Below are 11213 nucleotides of genomic sequence, written 5' to 3'. Positions count from 1 at the left end.
CAAATTGCAAAATGAACACTGAAAAACGTAAATTGACCAGCAAATACAGCTTCCCAAGAATTTTCAATTTGCAATGTTCATTTTGCAATTTGCAATGTTCGACTGGTTCGCGAATAACATCACCCACCGCATTTTCATCAGCCCAGGCACTGCCGTAACTCGCTTTACTCGCTACGGCCTACTTTTGAACTCACACCGATTAGCGAGCCTGCACCCAGCGATGAACCAAACCCAGCGATGGACAGCGTGAAAAGTGAGTTGCCCTGATCGAAGCCCTAATTCGCTAGACAAACGCATTCATGTGCTTATCATAAAAGCCCTCACCGACGTCCCACCCAGAGAGCCTCACCGTGAAAATACCAGCGATCAGTGCCGCAACCACCGCCGCAACCACCGCCGCGATTGCCATCGCATTTCTCTTCACCACACTGCACAGTTCCGCTGCCGAAACCGGTGACTTGAAAATCCAATTCAAGTATGGCGGCGACGCCCCGGAAGCTAAGTCGATCACTCCGACGGCCGATGGTGAGTATTGCGGAAAACACGAAATCGTCGATCCGCGATTATTGGTCAACGGCGAGAACCAGGGCCTGAAGAATGTGCTCGTCTATGTTTACACAGGACGCGGTGGTTCCGATTTGGACTACGACGGTGGCGAGCCGGAAACGAAAGAACTTGCCAACCAGGATTGCCAATTCGAGCCGCACATCGTGATCGCCAAAGCCGGCGACACGTTGAAGGTCACCAACCCGGACGAAATCGGCCATAACGCCAACATCCAATTCTTCAAGAACGATTCGGTTAACCCAATGATTCCGGCGGGGCAAGAAATCCTGGTCGAACTAGAAGAACCCGAGCCCGCACCGATCACCGTTTCTTGCAACATTCATCCCTGGATGACCGCCAAGCTGGTTGTTTTGGATCACCCCTACGCGGCGGTTAGCGATTCCGACGGCAACTTGGTGATCAAGGGTTTGCCGGTGGGCGAAGAGTTGGTGTTCCGAATGTTTCACGAAAGTGCTCGAATCAAAGAAGCTGAAGTCGATGGTAAGAAAGTGAAGTGGAAGAAGAGCCGTTTCGAGGTCAAAATCCAGCCCGGTGTCAACGACATGGGGACCGTCGTTTTGGATGCCGATCAATTCGATTGAACAGAGTGCAACTGACGGCTTGCTGAGAATGGCGATGGTTGCTGGAGTCCAGATGTCGATGCGGTTTGCCAAGGGAGTCTTTCTGCGGTTCAATGTCTGTTATGAAAGTTTCCTTGCTACCGAATTGTTTTTTGATCGCGGCGTTACTGTTGGTCGGTCCGGGCTGCGATGCGCCCGTCGAATCGTTTCCTGATAATGACGTCTACGCACTGACGCTAGCCCACAGCCGCGATGTGCCCACCGAAGCGGCAAGCCGCGACGTTTCTAGTGTGATCGAGGAGCTGTTCGGCACACCGAACCAGCCGCGATGGCCATCGGAGTTGATGGACCCGGATCTGCGAATTAGCGAGCAAAATCTGACTCGCGCGGCGGGGCCGCAGTTGAGCGAAAAAGATGGCACGCACCTGGGATTGTTTCGTGAACACTGTGTGACTTGCCACGCTCTTTCGGGCAGCGGAGCAGGGCCCGCCAGCGTTTTCCAGAATCCTTATCCGCGTGATTTCAGGCCGGGTGTTTACAAGTGGAAATCGACTCAGCGAGACGCCAAACCGACTCGCGATGATTTAACCAAACTGTTGCAGCACGGCGTCGCGGGATCCGGCATGCCCTCGTTTAGCCTGATCGATCCCGACGACCTGGATGCGTTGGTGGATTACATCGTTTACTTGTCAGTTCGAGGCGAGACCGAGCGAGAGTTGATGGCTGCGGCGATCGATGAACTGGGGTACGGCGAAGATTCGATCGACGACGATGCACGGTTGGTGACCCAGGGTGAATTGGTGACCCAGGGTGAAACCGATGGAGCCGCGGTAATCCGCGAAGTGGTCGAGGAGGTTTCAAATCAGTGGGCCAGTGCGGAATCAGAAGTCGTGCCCGTTCCTGCTTGGGAAGAATTAAGTGGCGAGACTTTGGCGGCTTCGGTGAACCGCGGCAAAGAGTTGTTTCACGGTCCAATCGCCAACTGTGTTGGATGCCATGGCAAGGGCGGCCAGGGCCAGGCCGTGACACTGGACTACGATGATTGGACAAAAGAGTATTCAACGCGGTTGGGATTAACGCCGACCGATCGAGACGCAATGCGACCGTTCAAGAAGGCCGGTGCGCTGACGCCGCGATTGGCGAAACCTCGCAAGCTAACACTTGGCGTTTATCGTGGTGGCGGAGACACTGATTCGTTGTACCGCCGAATCACGCAAGGGATCGCCGGATCGCCGATGCCGGCGGTCGCTGTGGTCGAACAGGAAGATGGGACTGGATTGACGTCCGATCAGATTTTTGACTTGATCCGTTACGTTCAATCATTGGGTCCGCAATCAACGGTTCCACAGTCCGAATTCAATTATCAATCGAGTACACCGTAATGACGAGAGAATCCTACCGACGCATTGGCGCGGTCACGGGGCTGTTGGGTGGTTGGGCAATGATGTTTGGGCTCGGTTACATGGGACTGGTTCCCGCTGCCATCTTTGGAATCATCGGTTGCGTATCAGGTGCAATCACCGGAGAAAAAATTCATGACCGCGGTTAATTCGTCTGATGAAATAGCTCCATCAAGAATGCTGCATCGGTTGACGGTGTTGATCGTCTGCTTAGTTTGGCCGTTGATTTGGGTCGGCGGACTGGTCACGACTTACGACGCCGGGATGTCGGTGCCCGATTGGCCAGGAACTTACGGCTACAACCTGTTTTTGTATCCCTACAAAACTTGGTTGTTTGGTCCGTTTGATTTGTTCATTGAGCATGGTCACCGATTGTTGGGAGCGGTTGTTGGCTTCGTTGCGATTGGAATTGTCATCGCCGCGTTTTGGAAAGAAAACCGCCGATGGGTTCGCTGGCTATGTGTCGCCTTGCTGTTGATGGTGATCGCTCAGGGAGCACTCGGTGGCGTCCGGGTGGTGCTAAGCGACCGCACGCTGGCGATGGTTCACGGATGTTTTGGGCCGGCCTTTTTTGCGATCTGCGTCATCTTGGCGGTCGTGACGGGACGGCGATGGAGGCAAGATTCCGATGCCGAGCGATTACGATCATCGACTTCGATTCTGACGCCCACCAAAAAGCTTGCCGCGTTGGCGATCAGTTTGGTGGTGCTCAGCTACGTGCAACTGCTGCTTGGGGCGATGATGCGACACGTCCAGCCGACCACGTCTGCCGGGCATTTCGCCGGCATTGTTTCCACTCATATCCTGACGGCCTTCTTTTTGTGGGCGATGACTGGCCTGGTGTGGCTAAGACTCCGCAGGTGCGGCGATTTGACGCTCTCGCGGCCTGGCGGCATTCTGATATTCTTAGTAGCCGTGCAGATCGCCTTGGGAATTGGAACGTGGGTCGTTAATTACGGCTGGCCATCGTTCATGACTTGGGTTCCTGGATCCCAGTCCTTTTTGGTTCAGGCCAAAGGTTTCGTCGATTCGATGATCGTGACCGGTCATGTGGCGACCGGGTCGTTAATCCTGGCTGTTTCTGCGATGCTATGCGTGCGGTTATTTCACCGCCGATGGCAAGCAAAGCAAGATCGACTTGTCGCAACCTAATTATTCCGCTCTCCAAATAACCGTTCACCATGGCGACTGATTTACTTCCCAATCAAGCGATCGCCACCCGGACTCCGCCACCCAAAAATGCTGCTCCGGTGAACGATCTGTCTAACGAAAGTGCTAACGACCAAGAACTTCCGAATGTCCAAGAGACCTCGGACGTTGCTCAAAACAGCTTTGTCAGTGACCTGGTCGAACTGACCAAGCCGCGGATCGTGATGATGATCCTGGTGACGACCGTGGCGACCGCGATGATCGGTGCCGGCGGTTTGGTTTCTGTTTCAGCGTTGGTGTGGCTGCTGTTGGGAACCGCAATGATCGCGGGCAGTGCCGGTGCGGCCAATCAAGTGTGGGAACGTGTGATCGATTGCAACATGACTCGCACGGCGTCGCGGCCGCTTCCGGGTCAGCGAATGTCAACGGCGACTGCAATCGCTTTTACAACCATCATCGGTGTCGCCGGAACGGCTGTGCTGTGGCAGCGATTTGGGATCACACCAGCATTCGCTGGAGTCGCGACTTGGATGTTGTATGTCCTGGTTTACACGCCGATGAAAACACGAACTTCGTTCAACACAACCGTCGGCGCAATCGCCGGAGCACTTCCGGTTCTGATTGGTTACACAGCGTGCGGTGGTCAGATCTCCGATGTAACGGGTTGGTTGTTGGTTGGCGTTCTGGTCGCTTGGCAGTATCCCCACTTTATGGCCATCGCATGGATGTATCGTCGGCAATATGACGAAGCTGGTTTTAAGATGTCCACCACGGTCGAACCGACGGGGCTGAGTGCGGGCATTCAGGCTATCGTCGGCTGCGCCGTCTTGTTGGCATGCGGAATCGCTTTGTGTTTCTTGCCTGGTTCATCAATCACGGCGTGGATTGGATCAGCTTTGGTCGTGGTCGCGGTCTATCCGATGTTAAAAGCATCGATTGTTTTCTTTGGGGATCGCAACGACCAGAAAGCACGGAAATTGTTGCTTTCGTCGTTGTTGGTGCTGCCAGCGGTTCTGTTGATTGTCACGCTTCGCGTGTTCTGGTAACGGCCAAACATCGTGACGAAAATTTGCTCGGTCCGAGATCTGCATCACCGTTACGGTGACCACACGGCGCTTGCGGGCGTTGAATTGGACGTCAGTGCGGGCGAAGTCGTCGCCATGCTGGGCCCCAACGGCAGCGGCAAGACGACATTGTTTCGTTTGCTCTGCACGCTGCTGCCGATCCAACAGGGAACGATCACCATTGACGACGTTGACGCAAAGACGAATCCGCTGGCCGTTCGGTCCCGCATTGGTATCGTGTTTCAGTCACCCGGCTTGGATAAGAAGTTGACGGTCGATGAAAACATCGCCTGCCAAGCGGCACTGTATGGTTTGACGGGTGACGAACTGGATCAACGTCGCGACGAACTTTTGTTGATGCTGGATTTGACCGACCGTCGGAGCGATCTCTGCGAAAAGCTTTCAGGCGGCCTCAAACGCCGTGTCGAACTGGCCAAGGGCATGTTGCACCAACCGCCGTTGCTGTTGCTGGACGAACCGAGCACCGGATTGGACCCGTCGGCGCGATTGAGTTTGTGGAATGCGATTCGTTCATTGGCCGATTCCGGCATGGCCGTTGTGTTAACGACTCACTTGTTAGAAGAAGCCGATAAAGCAGACCGAGTTGCCATCTTGGCCGACGGAAAAAAGATCGCCGAGGGATCACCGGCGCAATTGCGAGGCGAAATGGGGCAGACCATCGTGACAATCACGACCAGTGATACCGCTAGCGTCTTGTCGATCTTGCGAGACGAGATGGGGTTGGATCCGACTGAGTTGCATCATCAAATTCGCCTGCACACCGAGTCGCCAAAATCCTTGCTGCCGGAACTGATGGACCGATTGGGCGACCAAGCAGAATCGATTTCGGTCGGCAAGCCAAGTTTGGAAGATGTGTTCGTTGCTAAGACAGGCCAGAGTTTTGATGCCGCGATTGAGGTGTCGCCATGAGCGGATCAAAAACAGATTTCACAGTCGCCGATGGGTTCGCTGCCGCATGGATGTTGGCTCGCCGCGAATGGATTCGTTTCTTTCGCCAACGCAACCGGGTCACCGCCGCGATCCTGCAACCGCTGCTGTTCTGGGTTTTGTTTGGAGCAGGTTTGAAAGGTTCGTTCTCCGGCGCGGGCGAATTAGATTTCATGCAATTCTTTTTGCCGGGGACGATTGCACTGATCGTTTTGTTTACCGCCATCTTTGCGACCATTTCGGTGATCGAAGATCGTCGCGAAGGATTCATGCAATCGGTATTGGTCGCACCGGTGGGTCGCTGGCCGGTGTTGTTTGGGAAAGTGATTGGCGGGTCCGCGATCGCCTGGGTGCAAGCGGTCGTGTTCTTGTTGCTGGTATATCTGTTTGGCACCGCGTCGATCGGTTGGACGCTTTTGCCGATGCTGTTGCTGCTGGCGTTGATGGCGATCGCGATGTGTTCGCTGGGCATGATCGTTGCTTGGCCGATGGACAGCACGCAAGGTTTCCACGCGATCATGATGTTGGGTCTGATGCCGATGTGGTTGTTGGCGGGAACGTTCTTTCCAATCCCACAAATTGGCGAAGGCTCTAGCACCGGACAATGGATTCTTGGCGGAATCATGCGAGCGAATCCGCTGAGCTATTCGATGGTTGAACTGCGACGTTTGCTGTATCCGCAAATCGATTTTGCATCGCTTGGGTTTGCGCCCTCGCCAGCAATCTGTTGGATGGTGACCGGCGTGATGGCTTTGGTAACGACTGCGATCGCATGGTGGTTGATGCGAGGAAATCGCAAAGTTGACGTCATTGTTTAAGTAGGAACTAAGTCCATGAAACCTTTATTGAATGTTGCTGGGATCCTGATGGTCGGGGTCGTGTTGGGATTGATCTTTCGCCAAATAAGGTCGCCCGATTCCTCCGAATCTGGATTCGATGGTCCTGGTCCCGGTGACGTTGTCTTCACCGATTCGGGGCATCCGTCCGAATCCGCCAGCGAGATTGAAAGTTCCCAGATCACACGACCACCGGAAGATGAGGCTTGGCTTAGTCGATTCGAGCTGATCGAACGAAGTGGCGAAAAGGTCAGTAGCGAAGAACTTCTGGGCCAACCCTACGTGGTCAGTTTCTTTTTCAGTCTGTGTCCCAGCATTTGTGTACAGCAGAACCAGAAACTGAGCGAGTTGCAGGAAGAGTTTGCGGGACAACCGGTTCGGTTCGTGGCTATTTCCGTCGATCCTGAAAACGACACTCCTGAGCAACTTCGCGAATACGCCGCTCGGTTTGGTGCTGATGAAGAACAGTGGCTCTTCATGACTGGCGACCTGACTTACATTCGCCGAATCGGTGCAGAGATTTTTAGGCAGCCGGTCGATAAGCAATTTCACACCGAACGTTTCGCGCTCGTCGATCCAAAAGGTGAGATCGAAGGCTTTTACAATTGGCCTGAAAAGAAACAGATGAAGAAGTTAAAAGATACAATCAGACAAATGATCGATGAAATGATCGACGGCATTACCGAGTCCGAAAAGGAAGCATCATGAGTTGGCAGTTTTTAGCGGAAAATCTTCCACACGTGACCGCTTCATTAAACGCGATTGCGTCGGTGTTTCTGGCGTTGGGACTGATCAACATCAAGCAGGGCAGGGCACGCGTTCACAAAAAATGGATGCTAGCGGCGCTGGCAACCAGTGCGTTGTTCTTGTTGCTGTATCTGTTCCACAAAGTCACCTTGTACCAAGCTTACGGCGAGCCCAACCGCAAGTTCCCACGCGACACCGCGCCGCTCGCTGCCACCTACACCTATTTCGCCATCCTCGGTTCGCACTTGATCTTGGCGGTCACAGTACCGTTTCTAGCAATCCGAGCCGTCTATTTAGCTCGGCAAGGACGCATCGTCGCCCACAAAAAACTAGTCCGATACGCCTATCCGATTTGGATGTACGTGTCGGTCACTGGCGTGCTGGTGTACCTGATGCTCTACCAACTCTATCCCGTCATACCGGGTTAGCGATTTTCTGATCGCTAAACTTTTTGGCAAAACGATGAGGGGGCAAAACGATGGTGCGCGGTCTTCTTTCGGCCCAGCATTCGGCAAAAACTGACAGCGCACCATCGTTTTGCCCCCTCATCGTTTTGCCCAATTTTCAACCATGTTTCCCGCCAGGATTCTTTTTCAGGGATTTCGGGGGGGCTTGCCGTGGAGCATCTTGAGGATCCGAGACTCCGTAATATCCTCGAAACGGTGCTTCGGTGCATTCAATTCAAAAAAATCGTTCAAGTTTCAACCTTGGTTGGCCGACATCGCTCTTTCGACTGATCGACGGCTTCTTCTAGTATCCGTGCACATGAATTCTTTCTCGATGGAGCACGGATGCTTTGTTTCGACTTATTTTGCTAGCGTTGTTTGCGATCATGGTTTTGGCCATGGATGGGGCGACTGCATTGGCACAGTCGGATTCTGCTGACGCCGCTCCGCAACTTTTGTCGAAGTCGCCGTTGAAGGTTCCGATGTCGGGTCTGGAACAGATCGCTGGCGGACCCGAAAAATGGACCAGCCCCGAGGGGCTCGCCAGCAGTTTGCAGGTCATGCTGCTATTGACCGTGTTGAGCCTCGCACCGGCGGTCTTGTTGATGACGACGTGTTACGTTCGGATCATCATTGTGCTGGGATTGCTGCGGCAAGCGATCGGCTTGCAGTCGCTGCCACCGAGCCAAGTAATGACTAGCATCGCGTTGTTCATGACGTTGTTTGTGATGACGCCGGTGTGGACTCGCGTGTACGACGATGCGATTGCACCGTACACGGATCCTGAAGTTGAGATGACGCTAGAAGAAGCTTACGAAGCCGGTTCAATTCCGATTCGTGAATTCATGTCTAACCAAATTGACCGGGCGGACAACGAAGACGACGTCGTCTTGTTCTACACCTACATGGATCCCAACGCGGCGTTGCCAAGTGACTTTGAAGAAGTCCCGATGCGAGTGCTGCTGCCCGCGTACATCCTCAGCGAACTGAAAATCGCGTTCCTGATGGGCTTCCGGATCTACTTGCCATTCCTAATTGTTGACTTGGTGGTCGCCAGTGTCACGATCTCGATGGGCATGCTGATGTTGCCGCCTCAGGTGATCTCATTGCCGTTTAAGTTGTTGTTGTTTGTCCTAGTCGATGGATGGCGAATGGTCGTCATGATGTTGATGGACAGTTTCGGAACGATAGGTTAGCGATTAGCTGTTAGCAATTAGCGATTAGCTCATTGCACCGCCAGCTAAAAGCTAATCGCTAACTGCTAAAAGCTACTTTCATGGACCCATCCACCGCTATCGATCTTTGCCGTAGCACGCTGCTGACCGCAGTGGTGATTGCTTCGCCGATGTTGTTGGTGGGCATGGCTGCGGGGTTGGCGGTTGGTTTGATTCAGGCGTTGACGCAGATTCAAGACCAGACGGTTTCGTTTGTTCCCAAGTTGTTGGCCATGGCCGCGGTTTTAGTTGCATGCTTGCCTTGGTTGCTAACTCGCATGCTCGATTTCACTCGCATCATCTTTGAAAACTCTGTGGTGCCGTGATGGGAGAAGCCAGTTTTGGTAACGGCGTGATCGACATCGCGGAAGCCAGTGAGTGGTTTGGCGATCACATGGTTTTGGGTGTGTTGGTCCTAACGCGACTGAGCACACTGCTGATGGCGATGCCTTCGGTTGGCACCGGTGTTCCGATGCGGGTGCGGTCGTTGCTGGCGATCTTGATTACATTCTTGTTGCTGCCATCGGTCGCTTCATTGACGCCAACGGAATCGCTTCCGCGAATCGACCATTTGATTGACCTGACGATCGCCATTGCTCGCGAGGGGCTAATCGGGATGCTGATTGGTGCGACAGTTCAGTTAATCATTACCGGCATGCAATTAGGCGGCGAAGCGATTACCAGTACCGGTGGGATGCAGCTTGGCGACGCGATCGACCCTACGACTCGCAGCAGTATGCCATCGATCGCTCGACTGGTTGGCTTGCTGGTGACGACTGTAATGTTGGCGGTCGGTGGGCATCGCCTGCTGATGCGTTTGTTGTTGGATAGTTTCAAAGCATTGCCAGCCGGGGATGTTGAGTTTAGTGGTGAAATGTTGACGTTGGTGGTCGATCAATTGACGGCCGGGATGGTCGCGGGCATCCGCGTTGCAGCACCCGTGATTGCGGCATTGCTGTTGAGCAACATTGTGACGGGTTTGGTCAGCCGCACGCTGCCGCAAATCAATGTGTTGGCGATCGGGCTTAGCATCAATGCACTTTCGATGTTGATTGTCTTGTCGTTGACGATTGGTTCTTGCGGGCTAATTTTTCAAGAAGAACTAGCCGAAGCGGCGCGACGACTCGAAGGGCTTTGGTAAACGACCATGTCCGATAGCAGTGGCGACAAGAAACATTTACCAACCGAAAAACGGCGTCGTCAGGCGCGGGAAGATGGTCAGGTCGTCAAGAGCCAAGACCTGACTTCAGCCGCGTTGTTGTTGGCGGCGCTGGCGACTCTGAATTACTTTGGGCCACCGGCCTGTGAGAAAATCGCCGGCACGATGGCGGAGGCACTTTCGACGCCGCGGATGGAATCGATGTCCGCCGACGATGCGGCGAACACGCTGCTGCAGAATGCTGCCCGGTTGGCCGTTACTGCGGTTCCGATGCTATTGGCCATGTTCGTGGCTGGCATCATGGTCAACGTTCTGCAAACGGGTCTGTTATTCACGACCAAAAAGATCGAACCGAAACTCAGCAACATTAGCCCGATGGCGGGTGCGAAACGAATCCTGTCGATTCAAGGAGTAATGAAGCTTGGATTCGGAATCTTCAAAGTAGCAATCATCGCCGCGGTGGCCTACGCATCGTTGGTCCATCATAGCGATCAGATTTTGCACATGGCTGGTTTGAGTGTTCCGCAGATCGCCACCGTTTTGTTTTCTTCGCTGCTTAGTACAAGCGTCTGGATCGGAGTTGCGTTGTTTGTCTTGGCGCTGCTTGAGTATGCTTTTCAAAAGTGGAAGCAAGAGCAAGACATGATGATGAGCGACCAAGAAATCCGCGACGAAATGAAGGAAAGCGAAGGCGATCCGCAGATGGCCCAGCGACGTCGTCAAATCCAACGTCAAATGATGATGCAGCGAGCCGAAAGCGAAGTTCCCGGTGCCGACGTCGTCGTCAGCAATCCGACCGAGCTTGCCATCGCCATCAAGTACGACCCGCTGACGATGCCAGCACCGACGGTGGTCGCAAAAGGTGCCGGGATGCTGGCACAGAAAATCAGGCGAGTTGCCTTAGAGAACGGCGTTCCGGTGGTGGAACGAAAACCGCTTGCCCAAGTGCTCTACAAAACCGTCGAGGTCGGCGACATCGTCCCGACTGAGCAATACCAAGCCGTCGCCGAAGTGCTGCGTTACGTCTACCAATTGCAAGGCAAACAGATTCCGAAGGCGACGGCCGCGTAGGCTTGATTGCAGCGACCCGCATTCAAGCCGATCTCCAGCCGCTAAACTGCGG

At 53.9% G+C, this 11213-nt stretch carries 13 protein-coding genes; all 13 read left to right on the top strand.

The features are described 5' to 3' along the window. Positions 1-350: 350 nt before the first annotated feature. The 13 genes from RC85_RS03135 (at position 351) to flhB (ending at position 11161) form a co-directional block, all read left to right on the top strand. A complete protein-coding gene (locus tag RC85_RS03135) occupies positions 351-1148 on the top strand; it encodes a cupredoxin domain-containing protein (RefSeq protein WP_235033315.1) in 798 nt (265 codons plus the stop codon). A gap of 101 nt (positions 1149-1249) precedes the next feature. Next, complete coding sequence (locus tag RC85_RS03130; RefSeq protein WP_068258529.1) at positions 1250-2509, top strand: cytochrome c; 1260 nt, start codon at positions 1250-1252, stop codon at positions 2507-2509. After that, the gene (locus tag RC85_RS28185) at positions 2509-2676 is read left to right on the top strand and encodes a hypothetical protein (protein ID WP_200836772.1); all 168 of its coding nucleotides are present in this window, start codon (positions 2509-2511) and stop codon (positions 2674-2676) included. The genes RC85_RS03130 and RC85_RS28185 overlap by 1 nt, the downstream gene beginning before the upstream one ends. Then, a complete protein-coding gene (locus tag RC85_RS03125; RefSeq protein WP_068258528.1) occupies positions 2663-3679 on the top strand; it encodes a COX15/CtaA family protein in 1017 nt (338 codons plus the stop codon). Before RC85_RS28185 ends, RC85_RS03125 begins: the two co-directional genes overlap by 14 nt. A gap of 29 nt (positions 3680-3708) precedes the next feature. Then, positions 3709-4722 (top strand): heme o synthase, encoded by a 1014-nt coding sequence (cyoE, locus tag RC85_RS03120; protein ID WP_084422307.1) that lies wholly within the window; start codon positions 3709-3711, stop codon positions 4720-4722. Between the two features lie 12 nt (positions 4723-4734). After that, entirely contained in the window at positions 4735-5670 is a 936-nt protein-coding gene (locus RC85_RS03115; protein ID WP_235033316.1) for an ABC transporter ATP-binding protein, read from the top strand. Beyond that, complete coding sequence (locus tag RC85_RS03110; RefSeq protein WP_068258524.1) at positions 5667-6506, top strand: ABC transporter permease; 840 nt, start codon at positions 5667-5669, stop codon at positions 6504-6506. The genes RC85_RS03115 and RC85_RS03110 overlap by 4 nt, the downstream gene beginning before the upstream one ends. A 15-nt stretch (positions 6507-6521) precedes the next feature. Then, positions 6522-7232 (top strand): SCO family protein, encoded by a 711-nt coding sequence (locus tag RC85_RS03105; protein ID WP_068258519.1) that lies wholly within the window; start codon positions 6522-6524, stop codon positions 7230-7232. Beyond that, positions 7229-7699, top strand: coding sequence for a DUF420 domain-containing protein (locus RC85_RS03100; RefSeq protein ID WP_068258517.1), 471 nt, complete (start codon positions 7229-7231; stop codon positions 7697-7699). The genes RC85_RS03105 and RC85_RS03100 overlap by 4 nt, the downstream gene beginning before the upstream one ends. 368 nt (positions 7700-8067) lie before the next feature. Next, a complete protein-coding gene (gene fliP, locus RC85_RS03095; protein WP_235033317.1) occupies positions 8068-8913 on the top strand; it encodes a flagellar type III secretion system pore protein FliP in 846 nt (281 codons plus the stop codon). Positions 8914-8993: 80 nt separating this feature from the next. Further along, positions 8994-9257, top strand: coding sequence for a flagellar biosynthetic protein FliQ (locus tag RC85_RS03090; protein WP_068258515.1), 264 nt, complete (start codon positions 8994-8996; stop codon positions 9255-9257). Beyond that, positions 9257-10072 carry a flagellar biosynthetic protein FliR gene (locus RC85_RS03085; RefSeq protein WP_068258510.1) on the top strand — a complete coding sequence of 272 codons (816 nt, stop codon included), beginning with the start codon at positions 9257-9259 and terminating at the stop codon, positions 10070-10072. The genes RC85_RS03090 and RC85_RS03085 overlap by 1 nt, the downstream gene beginning before the upstream one ends. Before the next feature lie 6 nt (positions 10073-10078). Further along, positions 10079-11161, top strand: coding sequence for a flagellar biosynthesis protein FlhB (gene flhB, locus RC85_RS03080; protein ID WP_068258508.1), 1083 nt, complete (start codon positions 10079-10081; stop codon positions 11159-11161). Positions 11162-11213: the final 52 nt, after the last annotated feature.

The sequence above is a fragment of the Rubripirellula obstinata genome (genome assembly GCF_001642955.1).
GTDB lineage: Bacteria > Planctomycetota > Planctomycetia > Pirellulales > Pirellulaceae > Rubripirellula > Rubripirellula obstinata.
This window is presented reverse-complemented; position numbering and strand designations above follow the sequence as displayed.

Excerpts from the sequence above, each read along its gene's own strand:
- RC85_RS03090 (WP_068258515.1), top strand. The coding sequence starts at position 8,994 with ATGGACCCATCCACCGCTATCGATCTTTGCCGTAGCACGCTGCTGACC.
- RC85_RS03105 (WP_068258519.1), top strand. The coding sequence starts at position 6,522 with ATGAAACCTTTATTGAATGTTGCTGGGATCCTGATGGTCGGGGTCGTG.
- RC85_RS03100 (WP_068258517.1), top strand. The coding sequence starts at position 7,229 with ATGAGTTGGCAGTTTTTAGCGGAAAATCTTCCACACGTGACCGCTTCA.
- RC85_RS03110 (WP_068258524.1), top strand. The coding sequence starts at position 5,667 with ATGAGCGGATCAAAAACAGATTTCACAGTCGCCGATGGGTTCGCTGCC.
- cyoE (WP_084422307.1), top strand. The coding sequence starts at position 3,709 with ATGGCGACTGATTTACTTCCCAATCAAGCGATCGCCACCCGGACTCCG.
- RC85_RS28185 (WP_200836772.1), top strand. The coding sequence starts at position 2,509 with ATGACGAGAGAATCCTACCGACGCATTGGCGCGGTCACGGGGCTGTTG.
- RC85_RS03130 (WP_068258529.1), top strand. The coding sequence starts at position 1,250 with ATGAAAGTTTCCTTGCTACCGAATTGTTTTTTGATCGCGGCGTTACTG.
- flhB (WP_068258508.1), top strand. The coding sequence starts at position 10,079 with ATGTCCGATAGCAGTGGCGACAAGAAACATTTACCAACCGAAAAACGG.
- RC85_RS03125 (WP_068258528.1), top strand. The coding sequence starts at position 2,663 with ATGACCGCGGTTAATTCGTCTGATGAAATAGCTCCATCAAGAATGCTG.
- RC85_RS03085 (WP_068258510.1), top strand. The coding sequence starts at position 9,257 with ATGGGAGAAGCCAGTTTTGGTAACGGCGTGATCGACATCGCGGAAGCC.